This is a genomic window from Acinetobacter sp. PK01, assembly GCF_022819285.1.
Lineage (GTDB): Bacteria > Pseudomonadota > Gammaproteobacteria > Pseudomonadales > Moraxellaceae > Acinetobacter > Acinetobacter tandoii.
Window position 1 is genome coordinate 36,307 of record NZ_CP094643.1, and the last position, 16,223, is coordinate 52,529.

General features: G+C 41.2%; 14 protein-coding genes. 9 read left to right on the top strand and 5 right to left on the bottom strand.

The window, feature by feature from the left end; all coding sequences use genetic code 11:
* Positions 1 to 110: 110 nt before the first annotated feature.
* From MP622_RS00170 to MP622_RS00205, 8 genes are all read left to right on the top strand, one after another.
* Positions 111 to 620 (top strand): hypothetical protein, encoded by a 510-nt coding sequence (locus MP622_RS00170; RefSeq protein WP_243791927.1) that lies wholly within the window; start codon positions 111 to 113, stop codon positions 618 to 620.
* 121 nt (positions 621 to 741) lie between these two features.
* Entirely contained in the window at positions 742 to 1,869 is a 1,128-nt protein-coding gene (locus tag MP622_RS00175) for a Re/Si-specific NAD(P)(+) transhydrogenase subunit alpha (protein WP_016166158.1), read from the top strand.
* A gap of 11 nt (positions 1,870 to 1,880) precedes the next feature.
* Positions 1,881 to 2,204, top strand: coding sequence for a proton-translocating transhydrogenase family protein (locus MP622_RS00180; protein ID WP_004692331.1), 324 nt, complete (start codon positions 1,881 to 1,883; stop codon positions 2,202 to 2,204).
* A 3-nt stretch (positions 2,205 to 2,207) separates the two neighbouring features.
* Positions 2,208 to 3,662: an NAD(P)(+) transhydrogenase (Re/Si-specific) subunit beta gene (locus MP622_RS00185; protein WP_016166157.1), complete on the top strand. Its 1,455-nt coding sequence runs from the start codon at positions 2,208 to 2,210 to the stop codon at positions 3,660 to 3,662.
* A gap of 434 nt (positions 3,663 to 4,096) precedes the next feature.
* Complete coding sequence (locus MP622_RS00190) at positions 4,097 to 4,375, top strand: DUF3303 family protein (protein WP_044738980.1); 279 nt, start codon at positions 4,097 to 4,099, stop codon at positions 4,373 to 4,375.
* Between the two features lie 501 nt (positions 4,376 to 4,876).
* On the top strand, positions 4,877 to 6,976 hold the full coding sequence (locus MP622_RS00195) for a TonB-dependent siderophore receptor (protein WP_243791929.1): 2,100 nt from the start codon (positions 4,877 to 4,879) through the stop codon (positions 6,974 to 6,976).
* Between the two features lie 228 nt (positions 6,977 to 7,204).
* The gene (locus MP622_RS00200) at positions 7,205 to 8,545 is read left to right on the top strand and encodes an ammonium transporter (protein WP_243791931.1); all 1,341 of its coding nucleotides are present in this window, start codon (positions 7,205 to 7,207) and stop codon (positions 8,543 to 8,545) included.
* 12 nt (positions 8,546 to 8,557) lie between these two features.
* Positions 8,558 to 9,166, top strand: coding sequence for a hypothetical protein (locus MP622_RS00205; protein WP_243791932.1), 609 nt, complete (start codon positions 8,558 to 8,560; stop codon positions 9,164 to 9,166).
* Between the two features lie 83 nt (positions 9,167 to 9,249).
* Here the strand turns inward: MP622_RS00205 and rsfS are convergent, their stop codons facing one another.
* From rsfS to MP622_RS00230, 5 genes are all read right to left on the bottom strand, one after another.
* Positions 9,250 to 9,651, bottom strand: coding sequence for a ribosome silencing factor (gene rsfS / locus MP622_RS00210; protein ID WP_016166152.1), 402 nt, complete (start codon positions 9,649 to 9,651; stop codon positions 9,250 to 9,252).
* Between the two features lie 75 nt (positions 9,652 to 9,726).
* Positions 9,727 to 10,521: a TIM barrel protein gene (locus MP622_RS00215; protein WP_243791934.1), complete on the bottom strand. Its 795-nt coding sequence runs from the start codon at positions 10,519 to 10,521 to the stop codon at positions 9,727 to 9,729.
* An 18-nt stretch (positions 10,522 to 10,539) separates the two neighbouring features.
* Entirely contained in the window at positions 10,540 to 11,409 is an 870-nt protein-coding gene (locus tag MP622_RS00220) for an NAD(P)-dependent oxidoreductase (RefSeq protein WP_151504827.1), read from the bottom strand.
* Between the two features lie 37 nt (positions 11,410 to 11,446).
* The gene (locus tag MP622_RS00225; protein WP_104441472.1) at positions 11,447 to 12,235 is read right to left on the bottom strand and encodes a crotonase/enoyl-CoA hydratase family protein; all 789 of its coding nucleotides are present in this window, start codon (positions 12,233 to 12,235) and stop codon (positions 11,447 to 11,449) included.
* A gap of 90 nt (positions 12,236 to 12,325) precedes the next feature.
* On the bottom strand, positions 12,326 to 15,136 hold the full coding sequence (locus MP622_RS00230; RefSeq protein WP_104441473.1) for an ATP-binding protein: 2,811 nt from the start codon (positions 15,134 to 15,136) through the stop codon (positions 12,326 to 12,328).
* Positions 15,137 to 15,289: 153 nt separating this feature from the next.
* Here MP622_RS00230 and cysM point away from each other — a divergent pair, with 153 nt between their 5' ends.
* Entirely contained in the window at positions 15,290 to 16,219 is a 930-nt protein-coding gene (gene cysM, locus MP622_RS00235) for a cysteine synthase CysM (protein ID WP_044738974.1), read from the top strand.
* Positions 16,220 to 16,223: the final 4 nt, after the last annotated feature.

A 16,223-nucleotide genomic window follows, 5' to 3' on the forward strand; every position in this document is an offset into this window, starting at 1 on the left:
ATACTTTTGCTTTGGTGAAAACTTTCTATAGATACATTTGGATTTTGACTAAGCTGAAAAGAAGATTCTAACGTAATATGAATAATAAATGACCTAAAATAGTGCAAAATATGTCGAATGAAACATATTGCATCATCAGATTAAATGATTTGAAAAGTTTTTTTGAATTAAATTTTCTGCATTATCCGACTTTGGTCATATTTCATATTTATATTAAGAATGAGAAAGCACAAAGGGAAAGCTGCATTTATAGAGAGTCTAATGAGGAGACAAAATTTGAAAATTTCTGCTTAGAATTTATACCATTAAAAAGGTTCGAGATTGACCAAATTGTCATCTCAGTCAATTTTGCAGAGAAAAACTTAAAAATACCTGAAATTTGTATAGTCTCAGGACGATTTTCTTCACAGGGGATGAACAGGAAATTTTGTCAGAAAAACCACTTGTTGTGGTCTAACGCTTATGCTTTTAAAAAAACAAACAAGATTCTGACCCATGAAATAAAACACGAGCCAATTGAACACAGACTCGGTTTTACAATGTGCTGGGCAAAACCGAGGAATGATATATCGAATAATTATTTTTATGAATCATCAGTTCAAAATGAGGGTATTTATTAAATAAATATTGGGTGGTAATTTAAAAAAGTTCAATTAGAATCCAAAATTCAACAAGAACACATCCAGAGGGAACATCGTTTCTAACGGTGTTTACTAGAGAAATTTAGCTTGAGGAACGCTCATGCAGATCGGAATCCCTACCGAAACTGTCGTCGGTGAAAATCGTGTAGCTGCTACGCCAGAGACAGTAAAGAAATTGATCAACGCTGGTCATAGTGTGGTCATTCAACGTGGCGCTGGTGTAAAGGCTGCTTATATTGACAGTGCTTATGAACAAGTCGGTGCTAAGATTACAGATGATGCCTATGTGGGCAGTCAGATGATTTTGAAAGTTCGCGCTCCTAAAGGTGAGGAAATTCAAAAGTTAGAGCCAAACACCACTGTAGTTGCAATGTTTGACCCTTACCGCAATACCGAACTAGATCAATTTGCATCGCAAAACGTGTCTGCATTTGCATTGGAATTATTGCCTCGTACTTTATCTCGTGCGCAAAACATGGATGTATTGTCTTCTCAAGCCAACCTTGCAGGTTATAAATCTGTACTTTTGGCGGCGGCAGAATATCAACGTATGTTCCCAATGTTAATGACCGCTGCGGGTACGGTTAAACCAGCTCGTATCGTGATCATGGGTGTAGGGGTTGCGGGTTTACAAGCGATTGCAACTGCAAAACGCTTAGGTGCGGTTGTTGAAGCGACCGATTTGCGCCCAACTGCAAAAGACCAAGTAGAGTCTTTAGGTGGCAAATGGTTAGACGTACCAATGTCTGATGAAGAAAAGCAAAAAGCTGCAGATGCTGCCAAGAATGGTTATGGTTGGATGCCGGGTGAGCAATACATTAAAGACCAAGCTGCGATTGTCGATAAAGCGGTTTCTAATGCCGATATTGTGATTACAACTGCACTCTTACCAGGTCGTGATGCGCCGCGTCTTATCCGTGCCGAAACTGTTGCCAAAATGAAACCAGGCTCTGTCATTTTAGATATGGCAGTTGAAACTGGCGGTAACGTTGAAGGTTCTAAAGTTGGTGAGACAGTGATGACTGAAAATGGTGTGAAAATTTTGGGTGTCCCAAATATTCCATCTACAGTGTCGACTGAAGCTTCAGCACTTTATGCACGTAACGTTTTCAATTTTGTCGAAACGTTGTTTGATAAAGATAAAAACTTTGTCTTAAATCAAGAAGATGAAATTCAAAAAGCCCTATTGGTCACTCATGGCAGCCAAGTGTTGTTGAAGCGTGCGTAAGGAGATTTTTCATGGTTGAAACAATTACTATTTTTGTCCTTGCTATCTTCGTAGGTTATTACGTGGTGTGGGGCGTAACACCGGCGTTACATACTCCGCTTATGGCAGTAACCAATGCGTTGTCATCGATCATCGTGGTGGGTGCAATGATTCAAACTGTGGGGATTCCTGCAATTGGTGTTGATGCGAATGTTGCATTCCAAAGTGTAAATGTTGTGAGCATTCTTGGTGCAATTGCAGTGTTCTTGGCAAGTATCAATATTTTCGGTGGCTTCGCAGTAACCGCACGTATGCTTGAAATGTTTAAGCCAAAGCAAAAGAAAAAAGAGGGCTAATATATGGAATTTATTCGAGACTATGCGGATTGGTTCTACCTGATTGGTGCTGTCCTCTTTATTTTAACGTTACGTGGTTTGTCTGGTCCAAAAACAGCGATTCAAGGTAACCGTTATGGCATGATCGCAATGGCGATTGCTGTTGTGACCACCTTCTTCGTGGCCGACCATCCTGTAATTTGGATGATTGGTGGTGCGATGGTACTCGGTGCAGTCGTAGGTATTGCTCGTGCACGTACCGTTCCAATGACACAAATGCCAGAAACAGTGGCATTAATGCACTCATTGGTGGGTCTGGCGGCGGTATTGATTGCGATTGCTGCAATCTTGCATAACAACCAATTAACAGCATTGTTTGCTGAAAATGAAGCTGCTTTAACGGCTGCGGGTGTACAACATGCTCACATGAGCAAAGTTCATTTATTTGAATTGTTCGTGGGTTGCTTTGTGGGTGCGATCACATTTACCGCATCAGTATTTGCATATGGTAAGTTGGCTGCGAAAAAGTGGGCAAAAACCATTTCTGGTGCATGGGTTAAACCTGTACAGGCTCTCATTTTCATTGCAATGTTGGCGTGTGGTATCTACTTCTTTACAACGGGTAACATGGCTGCATTCTGGGCGATGACAGCACTTGCACTTGCATTCGGTTGGGTGTGGATTGCACCAGTCGGTGGTGGCGATATGCCAGTTGTGGTTTCGCTATTGAACTCTTTCTCTGGTTGGGCAGCAGCAGGTATTGGTTTTACGCTTGAAAACAATATGTTGATCGTTGCAGGTTCATTGGTTGGTTCTTCTGGTGCGATTCTGTCTTACATCATGTGTAAAGCGATGAACCGTTCAATCATCAACGTATTGTTTGGTGGTGCGATGGGTGGTGCAGCAGTTGCATCAGCAGATAAAGGTGAGCAAGTTCAACGTAACCATCGTTCTGGTTCAGCAGATGATGCAGGCTTTTTGATGTCAAATGCGGACAGCGTGGTGATTGTACCGGGTTATGGTATGGCGCAAGGTCGTGCGCAGAATGCGGTAAAAGAGTTGTGTGAAATCTTGAAAGAACAGGGTGTAAAAGTTCGCTTTGCGATTCACCCAGTTGCTGGTCGTATGCCTGGTCACATGAACGTACTGTTGGCAGAAGCAGATGTGGCGTATGAAGACATCTTGGAAATGGATGAAATCAACTCAGACTTCCCAGCAACTGATGTGGTATTAGTAATCGGTGCGAACGACGTAGTTAACCCAGCAGCGAAAGATGATCCAAGCTCGCCGATTTATGGTATGCCGATTCTTGAAGCTCACAAAGCACGTACCATTATGGTGATCAAACGCTCTATGGCGACAGGTTACGCGGGCTTAGACAATGATTTGTTCTACAATGAAAAAACCATGATGGTCTTCGGTGATGCGAAGAAAGTGGTTGAAGATATGACCAAAGCCATTAATGGTGGCGGACACTAAATGAAAGTCTCAAGTCCCTCTTTTATAAAGAGGGATTTAGGGAGATTAAAACCATCCTTCGGGGGTGGTTTTTTTATGCCTGAAATTCAGTCTTTATAGGGTAAGCCTATGATTTATTTTTATATTAAGTTTTTTGGTAGGAATGAATGAGGGAGTATTGAGTGCATCATCTACTACTTCTATGGACTAAGTGAAATGTTTAAAGCCTTTTGTTTGTAATATTTGTTTGACTAATTTTAGGTACTGGTGTTCTTTAAGGTTGATTAAAAAGCGATCAAAATGTAAAGGTAAGTGATTTAAATGACGAAGAGGTTTGATGGTCTGATGTAACTGCGTAGAGATTTATCGGCAGTATAACGCATGTGAATTTATCTGTTTGTATATTCTCTCATGTGATCAAGTTAGGTGCGCCAATCAAGTGCGAGAGGTGACTTATGTTATTTATAGTGAATTATAGTATTCGCCCTGAAAATCGTAATGCCGCAATGGAGCGATTTTTGAAAACAGGAGGAACAGCACCTGCGGGCATAAAAATGTTGGGTCGATGGCATGCCATTGCACAGCTCTCTGGTGTTGCAATTATTGAGGCAAATGATGCTGAGTTGATCCAGCAATGGGTGTTAGAATGGAATGACCTACTTTGTATGCAGATAGTGCCTGCTTTAGTGGATGAACAAGCAGCACCATTGATGATCGCTGCACTCTCCAAGTAGGGTGTATTGTTATCCTTGATTGATCTGATGAGAACAGTATAGGTTCAAAATTCTCAGTGCGTTTGGATCCGTCTAGGTAGATCTCATTGAGAGTTATCTCGGCATGGGATAGCTCTCAATGCTGGATTCATTGCTCTACGAGGTGGGAGTTGTTTTGGTATTTTTAACAGTTTAAACATAATAGATACTCAATTTTTCGAATTGTCCTTTTTTTAGGAATAAAAGAATAAGCTGCATTTTACTTGTGCTACATTTAATTGAAATTATTAATTTTTACTACATGATTTATTTAAATCATTAATTTTAATTCTGTTTTATGAAAGATGTTAGTTGAGTAGTTTTGATAATTACGATCTGGCTTTTACTTTTCAAATATAGATTTTATTAATATTTTCATAAAGTTATTACTGAGTTGTTATTTTTTCTAATTTTTATTGAGAAAGATTATTAATAAGTTTAATATTTTTGAATATTCTTTTACTCTTCTATTTTTAAGATTTTATGAAAAAAAATACTCTTTTGGGGTTTATGCCAAGCAGTTTGGCATTGGCAATTTTATCTGTAATTCAACCCGCTTTTGCAGAAGATAATGTACTCCCGACGATTACTTTAACTGCTGCAAATTCACAATCCGATGGTGATGTGCCTACCACTACGCAAAGTTTAAAGTCGGAGCAGCCTTTATTTAAAACAGCAAAATCGGTTTCGGTGGTTACCAAAGAACAAATTGAAAAAAAACAAGCCATGAACTTGACCGATGCCATTCAAGGTGTGGCTGGGGTCATTTCAGCTCCATTGGGTCGCCGTGGTGCAGATGATTTTATTATTCGTGGGCAATTGTCATCCGATGCAATTTATGTCGATGGTTTACGTCAGGCACAAGCCTCGGATTCACCGAGCAATATTACAGGTCTAGAGCGGATTGAGGTGGTGAAAGGTCCAGATTCAATGGATTTTGGGCAAACCGCGCCAGGTGGGATTGTGAATTTGGTGACTAAACGTCCTGTACAGGATGATTTTAATCAGTTGGACTTGCGCTACGGCAGTCATAATTTACGACAAATTGGGGTGGATACCAATCATACCCTTGAAGGTTCAGATAAAGCGGCATGGCGTTTAAATGCGAATTATTCAGATCAAGATGATGCAACGGATCATGTGTATTTTAAAAACTTTTATATCTCGCCTTCGTATAATTTCGACTTGGGCGATAAGACTGATTTGTCGGTGATTGCGAGTTATAACCATAAAGAATATGTTCGCCAACAGGGTTTACCTGTCTACGGCAGTATTTTGCCAAATAGTAACGGGCAGGTGAGCCGACATTTATTTATTGGTGAGCCAAGTGTCGATCCATATCTTTCTGACAGCATGCGTATTGGTTATAACCTGAAACATATCTTTGATGATGGTTGGACGTTTAAACAGAATTTTGCAGTACAAAATTCTCGTTTAGATGGGCAAGCAGTGTTTATTAGTAAATCTACAGCGAACAGTAGCACCATCACCCGTCAGGGGCGTGATCAGCATTATGATGATGTAAATTTCAGTATTGATAATAATATTGCCAAAACAGTCGAACTGGGCAATATGCAGCATCACCTTATGTTGGGTTTAGATGGCATGCATGATACCCGTGATATCTGGAACTATAATTGTACGATCACGGCTCTAAATATTTATACACCTCGTTATACCAATCAAGACTGGTGTGCCACCAAGACCTTACGTAGTGACAGTGTCGAAACGACGTTAAAAACCATGGGGGTATATTTTAAAGACCAAGTGGATGTGACGGATCGTTTGAATATCAACCTCGGTTTACGTCATGACTGGGCATCGGTTGATGCTAAAAGTAATTATAATGACAATGAGAGCAGTAAAAGCAGTCAGGCATTTTCGGGCAGTATAGCAGGTTTATATACCTATAATGACTGGGTTTCTCCATATGTGAGCTATTCTACTTCATTTTTACCTGTGACTGATGTAGATGTGGATGGCAATGTATTTGACCCTGAAAAAGCCAAACAATATGAAGTAGGTCTTAAGTTTCAAGCCTTGGATCAACGCCTACAAGCCAGTTTGGCATGGTTTGATTTGACCCGTTTTAATGTGGTGTCGAGCGATGCTAATGGAGATAAATATCAGACGGGTGAAGAGAATACTCAGGGTATTGAGACTGAGCTCGCTGTACGGATCTTACCAAATTGGGTGGTGAGTGCTAACTATAGCTATTTGCCGACTGCGCGTATTGTTGATAACGAAATCAGTGGTTATGAAGGGAAACGCTTAAATAATGTTTCTGAACAAATGTTTAACCTAAATACGCGATATGAATTTAATCAGGGTGCATTACAAGGTTGGTTTATCGGAGCTGGGGTACGTAGTGAATCGAAAAAGAGCAGTTATAAATACGATTATACTCTTCCAGGCTATGCTTTATTTGATGCGGAGATGGGCTATGACGCTGGATCTTGGCAAGCCAGTGTGAATGCGAAAAATATCTTTGATAAGGAATATTATGCTGGTGGTCTAAGTAACAATGTTGTGACCGTGGGGGATGAGCGTCAGGTCAATTTTAATGTGCGCTATAAATTTTAATCGTCCACGCTGGTTATCTTAAATAAAAACCACCCTTTGGGGTGGTTTTTTTATGCCTGTTTCCCGTATCGATTTGAACAGTAACCAGAATAGAGAATAAAGCTGTATATGGCTAAGTAAGATAAAAGCACGGTTATGCAGTTCGGTTGGTTCAGCACTTGATAAAACATATGTGTTGTATTTGGCACTGATTTTGCATTTTTGTGAACAGACTTCGGGGGGATGTTCATGAAAAAAATAATTTACTTACTTTTACTAGGTTTATGGGGTATTACAACAACGGGCTTTGCTGCTGATGCTGTAGCCACGCCAGCACAAAATATCCAAGAAATTCGACTCTCGCTCGACAGTGTTTGGGTAGTGATGGGCGGGATCTTGGTGTTTTTTATGCAAGCTGGTTTTGCTTTGGTGGAAAGTGGTTCTGTACGTGGCAAAAATACGGTTAATGTCCTGATGAAAAACTACATGGATACATGCTTAGGAGGCTTGATTTTCTGGTTACTTGGCTTTGGCTTAATGTTTGGCATAAATCCTACAGGATGGTTTGGTACCAGTCATTTTGCTCCCAATCATTTGGATGATTGGCATTGGAACTTATTGTTCTTCCAAATGATGTTTGCGGCAACCGCAACCACCATTGCTAGCGGTGCCATGGCAGAACGAATTCACTTTGTTGCCTATGTAGTGAGTGCAGCATTTGTAAGTGGGCTAATTTACCCAGTGTTTGGCAGTTGGGCATGGGGCAGTCTGTTTGACGGTGAGGGCTGGTTAAAGTCATTGGGTTTTATCGACTTCGCAGGTTCAACCGTGGTGCATTCGATTGGCGGTTGGGTGGCTTTGGCTGGGATTGTCGTTTTAGGTCCACGCTTAGGACGCTTTGGTCGTAATGGACAGTCACATTATTTGGCGGGACATAATGTACCGTTAGTGGCATTGGGCGGTTTTATTTTATGGTTGGCATGGTTTGGCTTTAATGCAGCTTCGACGGTCAATGCGACAGTGAGTATTGGGCGAATTGCCTTGAATACGCACTTGGCTGCATGTGCAGCCGCCGTTGCTTATATGTTCTATGCATTGCTGCGTGGAAAAGCGATTCTTATCCGTACCACCATTAATGCATCTTTGGGGGGCTTGGTTGCGATTACAGCAGGTTGCGCAACAATGACGCCATTGTTTGCAATTGTGACGGGTTTGGCTGCAGGCTTGGTGGTGAGTGTTATGCCAGTTTTGATTGAAAAGTTGAAGTTGGATGATGTGGTAGATGCCGTGACGGTACATGGCTTTTGTGGAGCATGGGGAACTATCGCAGCAGGTTTATTTTATGAAGCCAGCCCATTTAATTCGCAAATTATTTCAATTCAATTTTTAGGTGTCATTGCTGGTTTCGTTTGGGGTTTTGGGCTGGCATTTGTAGTGTTTAAACTACTTGAAAAAGTATTGGGTAGCTTACGCGTTAGTAAGCAGCATGAGCAGCGTGGCCTAGACTATACCGAACACGCAGAATTATCTTATCCAGAGTTTCAACGCGATGTAACTTTTGAAACTGATGGTATGACTAAACGTCATTAAGGAGTGCTGAGCATGCCAAATGAATTACTCACCATAGGACAAAAAAGAACAGCGATTGAGCGTGGTTTAAGCCAATATTTGAAGGGAATTGCTTTGGAACGAGTTCTGAGCTATTGGGAGCAGGAATATGGAGATAAGCCTTCTTTTGTACTCAATCGTTTTTTAAGCGAAGTGTGTAATACGGACGAACTGCGTTTTTACCGTAAAGATATGTTGCGCCAAGTTTTATTTGAAATTGCTGAAGTCGAGAAACAGGTTTTACTTCAAGTCAAACCTCAGGAAAAACAAGAGGCTTTGGTTTCAGGACAATTGAGTGATGCCTTTGCGCAATTTGTAGGATATGTGGTCAAAGGTGTAGTACAAGTAGATTTTGCAGACTTTGATCAGGATGTGAAGCGGCGAATAACTAATCTTGGGTATGCTGTAGTAGAGCAAGTTGCAATACATGACGTTGAGTTTATTAGTAATTTACCGATTATAGGTTATTCTCAGGTGATTACAGCAATTTACGAAGTTTATTGTGAGTTTTATGGGCCGACCAAAGCTGACTTTGTTTTTGCACGTGCAAAAGAACAAATTAAACAACAATTTATGGACGTTGATTTGCATCAACTAATTTAAGCAGTTGACTTAAATTTAGCTAACAAAAAAGCCAGTTAATTCCAAGATTAACTGGCTTTTGTAGACCGAGTTGGTCATTTTTCTTATGCTACAGATTCTGGAGCTGTACGCCATAAACTTTCTAAGTCGTAAAATTTACGCGCAGTTGGCAACATGACATGAACTACGACAAGTCCAAGGTCAATTAAAATCCATTCTGCATCACGCTCGCCTTCAACACCGATAGGGCGGAAGCCAGCTTTGCGTGCTTCTTCAGCCACATTGTCCGCGAGTGCTTTCACATGACGAGTTGATGTACCACTTGCAATCACAATCGCGTCTGCGACATTGCTAATGCTACTAACATCAAGTTCGATAATATCTTTTGCTTTTACATCTAATAGAGCTTCATGTACAACTTTTAAGCAAGCTTGTACATCTTGAGCTTGAGAATTCATTGCGAGATCGAGAGAATTAGAAGCGCTGGGCGATGGTTCTAAATTCATAAAGGGTCATAATTCCTGACAATAACTCATCATCTAATATAGCGGTTTTATCACCAAATTTCAATTGTCTGTTTTTTAACTTTGTGGATGCTCAGCAAAGTACTTGTTTTTCCATGCAAATGAATGGTTCGAGTGGGCTTGTGGTCGATATTCTGCCGCTATAAAACCTGCATAATCACTGTGACTTAACCAGTCAAAAATTTCTTTAAATTGAATTTGTGCGGTGTCAGGTTCATGTCGCCCAGGACAATCCGCAAATTGAATATGTCCAATTTCTAAAATATTTTCTTTCAATTCAGCCAGTACATCTTCGCCCATCATTGCCATGTGATAGCAATCGTATTGCATTTTGAGTGCGGGATGCTGAACAGCTTCCAAAATTTCCTGAGCTTGCGCAACATTTTGAATGAGGAAGCGTGGCATATCTGTGCCATTAATCATTTCAAACACAGGTTGAATATGATGTTCTGCCAGCATAAAGCAAGCGAGTTTTAAGTTTTTGGCTAAAGTATTTAGGCAGGGTAATAAGTCACAATCGAGCGGTTGTTTACCCGCTAAAATGTTGACACTTGGTACTTTTAACGCAACGGCATATTGAATTGCTAATTCTAAGGCTTGATGAAATTCTTGTTCTCTGCCTGGAATACCAGCCAAACCATTACCGCCTTGCATAAGGTCTCCAGCAGGCACATTAATGAGGCATAAACTTAAATCATGCTGGGTCAGTTGATTTTGAATTTCAGCAATACTGAGCTCATAAGGGAATTGAATTTCAATATGCTTAAAGCCATGAGCATAAGCCAGTGCAAAACGTTCGATGAGTGGCACTTCAGTAAAGATCATGGAAAGATTCACTGCGAGTTTAGTCATGAGCTTGCTCCTGCATTATTATTCTGTTTCAACATGTTGAATTACAGTGGCTAAATCTGATTCAGCATAGCCTTTATTTTGGTGTGCCTGCAATTCCCATAATGCTTTTTTTGCAACTGGAATATCTAATTGAAATTTTTCAGCCAACTGCACAGCATTATTTAAATCTTTTGATAAAGTCTTCACCTTCCATTGTACAGGTTCAAACTGATGATTGGCCATTCTTGGTGTTAAAATTTGAAAAGGTTTTGAGTCGGCAAATCCACCTGCCAATGCTGGAGCAAGTAGTGTGGTATCGACACCTGCTTGACGTGCTAAGGCAACTGCTTCTGCTATTAAGGTGCTACTGGCGGCTACAATTAATTGGTTGCAAATTTTGGTGGCTTGTCCTGTTCCTGTTTCTCCCATACGTGTGACGCGTTGTGAAAGTACATTATAAATCAGACTTAAGTTTTGAATGATTTCGGCATCGCCCCCTGCAAAAATGACCAGTGTGCCTTGTTCGGCACCCGCTGTTCCGCCAGAAACAGGTGAGTCAATCCAATGTACGTTATCTTGTTGTGCTAATAACGCCAGTGTTTTGGTTTTATCCACAGATAAGCTAGAGAAATCCACAACCACTTGATTGGCAGTCCAGAAGGGCTGAATTTTTTCAATCACCTGTTGTGCAGCCGAATCATCCGAAAGACAGGTTAAGATGACGGGATAGTCTGCAATGTTTTCTAGTTTTAGCGCAGTTGCACCTAAATCAATGAGCACATCGCAGGCAGCAGCAGTTCTGTTCCATACAGCCACTTCAAATCCAGCTTGAAGCAATCGGGTGGCCATACGGCTCCCCATGAGTCCCATACCTAGAAATGCAATTTTTGTATTACGATCAAAACTCATAGGAATCACTCTATAGCTTATGTATGTTGCCTAAACTTCATTGAAACTGACGTGGAACAAATTGAATTTCAGGTTGTTTATCTTTTTTACGCGCCAGTTGGCTGTTTTTGCCTAATAAAAGTTTCAGTTGCCAAATTTTTTCTAAACGTAAAGATTTACGTGGTTGATGCTCCATTGCATCCAATACTTGCTTGGCTGCAGCCAAGGCATCTGGGGAGCGTTGCAGCATTTCTTCTGCAAGGGCTTGCGCTTGTTGTAACGGACTTTCAGACAAATGCGTGACTAAACCAATAGTTTTGGCATAGTTGGCATCGAAAATACGAGCAGTGAGGGTCAACTCTTTGGCTAAATCTAAGCCAATTACCCCTTTGAGTGAACGGCTTAAGCCCATGTCAGGCACCAACCCCCAACGGCTTTCCATAATTGACATTTGCGTGTCAGGATGAGCAATACGAATATCCGCAGCCAAAGCCAATTGCATACCCGCCCCAAAGCAAAAACCTTCTAATGCTGCAATGACAGGCACAGGCAGTTCTTGCCAAATGAGAAAGGCTTTCTGAAAGAGGCTTTGTCCAGGTTTGACCAATTCCCATGCGGCATAAGCACGGTTCTTGGGATTATTTAAATCGGCAAGATCAATTCCTGCGCTAAATACATGAGCTTCACCTGTTAAAATAACACAACGAATGCTGCGGTCTTTTTTGAGTTGATTGGCAACTTTGACCAGTTCATTCAGTAAGGCAAAGCTCATGGCATTGCGCTTCTCTGGGCGGTTTAAACTGACTGTCGCGATTCCGTTTTGTTTTTCTACACGTAATAAAGCCATGTTGGATACTCTAATTTTGCTTTGTTTCGGAGCATAACATGCACCTAACGCAGTTGCATGACAGCTCAGTCACATCTTTTTTTCCGAACATTATTGCACGTGTTTATTTAAAATCGACTGTGCTGCTTGTTTCACTTGTTGCATGATGAGTTTTAGATCATCAAAGCGTTGAAGTGTTTCTTGAATGAACTGTTCATCGGCACGTCGCTTTTCTTTACGTAGTGTCGATATAAATTGTTCAAAGGCCCCTGATGATTCTTGTAAATTAGGCGTGCCCACGTAGCGTGTAGCGCCGTACAAGCGATGTAAAACATGCTCAAGCTGAGGGAAATCTTCTAACTCAATCAGTTGTTGCATTTCATCGAGTTCGGTCTGGAAACTGTCGACTAACATTTTTAAAAGATCGATTGCCAGATCTTCTTTATTGGCTGCCAGTTGTAAGCTTTGTTGCCAGTTTAGAATTTGCGGATCGAGTGCTTCAATGACGATATTTTTTTCCACGATAGCTGCTTTGTCGAAGCTTTTACTGGTCCAATGCGTCAAAATTTGAATGATTTGTTCAATTTGAATCGGCTTGGTTACATAGTCATCCATACCGACTTTTAATAGTTTTTGTTTTTCGTCTGCCAAAGCATGTGCAGTCAGTGCAATGATGGGCAGATGTGTTTCTTCTTCTAAAGTAGACTCCAGTGCACGAATGGCTCGTGTGGTATCAATGCCAGACATAACAGGCATTTGAATGTCCATAAAGACCAAATCAAAGGGTTTTAGTTTTTGTTCCAGACGCGACTGAATAATATCAATGGCTTCCTGACCGCTTTGCGCTTTGGTGGTGGTGACGTTCAGTTCGGCCAATAAGGCTTCTAGGACAATTAAGTTGGGTAAATGGTCATCGACAGCTAAAATATGCAAGCCTTGACCATCAAAGTTTTCATGTTGTTCAGATTGGAACATGGACTGATTGCTCAGTAATTGAATCAGCGCATTTCGACTTAGAGGTTGATACAGTGGGCGTGCACGATATTCATTCAGCATATTCGGATCGAGTGCCATTTGGTAACCATAAACGGCAAGGCTACCCGTATAGCGACTACGGATTTCTTTAAGCATGGCTTGAGTGTCGCCACTATGATCCACAATCAGCCAAGTATTTTCTTGTTGCGACTGAAGTTGATTCAAGCGACTAAATAAATCCAGAATCGATGCGGTTTCAATATGCTCGACTTGATAGTTTTCGAGATAGTGGCGCAGCACATGTGCAGCGGCAGGATGCGCCAAATAAGACACCACTTTCATATGTTCGAATTGTGGATGAACAATTTCATATTCTTCATCGACAGCAAACATGGCGGTAAACCAGAAGGTTGAACCTTTTTCGGTTGGTGCTCGTTCTTGGTTGTCTTCAAAACCAATTTGACCTTGCATCAAATGCACCAACTGTTTGGAAATGGCAAGTCCTAATCCTGTTCCGCCAAATTGACGTGTGACTGAAGCATCACCTTGTGAGAACGATTCAAATAAACGTTTGCGGTCTGTACCACTTAAGCCAATACCACTGTCTTGGACACTAAAGTGTAGTAAGCATTGCCCGATATCATCATGTTTCATGCGTACTCGAACAATGATTTCGCCATCAGGGGTAAACTTAATGGCATTCGAAATCAGATTGGTCAGAATTTGTTTAAAGCGTAAGGTATCACCAATCACTTGTTTAGGTACGTCATCGCCATAGTAGAACGCCATATCAATATGCTTTTGCGCTGCCAATGGCGATAACATGTCCATGACATCAAAAATAGCTTCTTCAAGATCAAATGGCGCTGTTTCCAGTTCTAGTTTACCTGCATCAATTTTAGAAAAATCTAAAACATCATTAATTAATGCCAACAAATGAGCAGAAGATTTGCGAATCGTCTGTAGGTATAAATTTTGCTCGTTACTTAAATTGCCCTGACGCAACAGCAAATGAATAAAACCATCAATACTGTTTAAAGGCGTTCTTAATTCATGACTGATATTGGCTAAGAAAACTGACTTGGCTTGGTTCGCTGAAATCGCTTGGTCACGCGCTTGGCGGTAAGTAATGTTTTGTACTTCTAAGGTGTCGAGGGTACGTCTTAAGTCATCTTCAGTCTGTTCAGTATGTTCTTTTAATTCGAGAAAGCTGAAATGAAGTCGTTTTACCACATTGGCAATATCACGTTGGAGGAGACGAAGTTCGCCTGTGCTATTAATGATCATGTGTTGATCGAGTGTGTCGGCATTCAAACGTTGTAACTGCATCCGAATTTCATACATGGGTGCAATCCAACGACGTGAATAGAAGTTTAAACACAACAGCAGCAGTAATAGGGTTAAAAGCCCTGTTGCGACCAACACAATCAAGACACGATAGCGTGCAATTTGTAAGGGCTGATTGTCCAGTTCAATCAATAGCCAACCTTTTTGATTGGAAGATTCATTAATTTGCATGCCATAGACATGATTGCCATTTAGTTTAATTGGTCCAAAAAAGTTTTTATCTTTTGGGTATTTGGGCCAAGTTGAATGTGCATCACCACCAATATTGAGTCGCGCAGCACCAGTATGGTCAATAATAGTGGCTTGATTCAGCAGTTTTTCATTGAACATATATTGCATCGCATTTTGTGCTTGGTCATAGTGCCAAGGGTAGCGATTGAGCAAGTCGAGTGCTGATTCTGCGGTGCTTTGGTAACGGGTTAAAATCGCAATCGCCATTTGGCGCTGTTGCGCTTTTGCTGCATTCGATGTTTCAGATAAAACCAATGCCGTGCCTACACAAGCCAAAATCATAATTGGGACAAAAATCATGGCAATTAGCTGCCCATAGGCATGATTTAAGTGTAAGCGTTTAAATAACTTTTTGTTGATATTCGGCATGGCAAATGTAATAAATTCCCTATGCCCAGCATATTAACATGCTTTAATTGAAACTGACTGAGCTTTAATCACTTTCATGAAAAACCCTGCGAAATGAGTGCAGGCCCCCCTATTTTTTCATACAATACCCGCACCTCGATCAAGGTGCACATAATGAGTAACATAATCCCCGATTTCCAAGCTGATGAATTTTTGTTAGACCACTATGTAGGAAAAACACCATTGGTGCGTTTACAGCGTCTGGCAAGTCACACGCAAGCCACGGTTTTAGCAAAATTAGAAGGCAACAACCCTGCGGGTTCAGTCAAAGACCGTCCAGCCTATAACATGATTATGCAGGCAGAAAAGCGTGGGCAAATTCGACCGGGGGATACCTTGATTGAAGCGACCAGTGGCAATACGGGTATTGCGCTTGCTATGGTTGCAGCGATGCGTGGCTATCATATGAAATTGATTATGCCTAATAACATGAGTCAAGAACGTAAAGATGCTATGCGTGCCTATGGTGCAGAGTTGATTGAAGTGACTCAGCAGCAAGGGATGGAAGGTGCGCGCGACTTGGCGTTACAAATGCAAGCTGAAGGTAAGGGCTTGGTGCTGAATCAGTTTGGTAATCCAGACAATGTGGAAGCACATTACCTGACCACGGGTCCAGAAATCTGGCAGCAAACCAGTGGGAAAATTACCCATTTTGTTAGCTCAATGGGTACGACAGGCACCATTATGGGCGTGTCGAAATACCTGAAAGAACAAAATCCTGAGATTCAAATCGTGGGTTTACAGCCTGAAGATGGTTCGAGCATTGCGGGAATTCGTCGTTGGCCACAAGAATATTTACCGACTATTTTTGACCGTAGCCGCGTTGATCGTATTATGGATATTCCGCAAATTGAAGCGGAAAAAACCATGCGTAAACTGGCACAAAAAGAAGGCATCAGTGCGGGTACATCATCAGGTGGTGCGGTGTGGGCATCATTACGTATTGCAGAAGAAAACCCAGATGCAGTGATTGTCTGCATTATTTGTGATCGTGGCGACCGTTATTTATCGACAGGTCTGTTCTCGGTACAAGATCCTGAATAATTTT

Coding starts and splice junctions, on each gene's coding strand:
- MP622_RS00170 (WP_243791927.1), top strand. CDS start 111: ATGTCGAATGAAACATATTGCATCATCAGATTAAATGATTTGAAAAGT.
- MP622_RS00175 (WP_016166158.1), top strand. CDS start 742: ATGCAGATCGGAATCCCTACCGAAACTGTCGTCGGTGAAAATCGTGTA.
- MP622_RS00180 (WP_004692331.1), top strand. CDS start 1,881: ATGGTTGAAACAATTACTATTTTTGTCCTTGCTATCTTCGTAGGTTAT.
- MP622_RS00185 (WP_016166157.1), top strand. CDS start 2,208: ATGGAATTTATTCGAGACTATGCGGATTGGTTCTACCTGATTGGTGCT.
- MP622_RS00190 (WP_044738980.1), top strand. CDS start 4,097: ATGTTATTTATAGTGAATTATAGTATTCGCCCTGAAAATCGTAATGCC.
- MP622_RS00195 (WP_243791929.1), top strand. CDS start 4,877: ATGAAAAAAAATACTCTTTTGGGGTTTATGCCAAGCAGTTTGGCATTG.
- MP622_RS00200 (WP_243791931.1), top strand. CDS start 7,205: ATGAAAAAAATAATTTACTTACTTTTACTAGGTTTATGGGGTATTACA.
- MP622_RS00205 (WP_243791932.1), top strand. CDS start 8,558: ATGCCAAATGAATTACTCACCATAGGACAAAAAAGAACAGCGATTGAG.
- rsfS (WP_016166152.1), bottom strand. CDS start 9,651: ATGAATTTAGAACCATCGCCCAGCGCTTCTAATTCTCTCGATCTCGCA.
- MP622_RS00215 (WP_243791934.1), bottom strand. CDS start 10,521: ATGACTAAACTCGCAGTGAATCTTTCCATGATCTTTACTGAAGTGCCA.
- MP622_RS00220 (WP_151504827.1), bottom strand. CDS start 11,409: ATGAGTTTTGATCGTAATACAAAAATTGCATTTCTAGGTATGGGACTC.
- MP622_RS00225 (WP_104441472.1), bottom strand. CDS start 12,235: ATGGCTTTATTACGTGTAGAAAAACAAAACGGAATCGCGACAGTCAGT.
- MP622_RS00230 (WP_104441473.1), bottom strand. CDS start 15,136: ATGCCGAATATCAACAAAAAGTTATTTAAACGCTTACACTTAAATCAT.
- cysM (WP_044738974.1), top strand. CDS start 15,290: ATGAGTAACATAATCCCCGATTTCCAAGCTGATGAATTTTTGTTAGAC.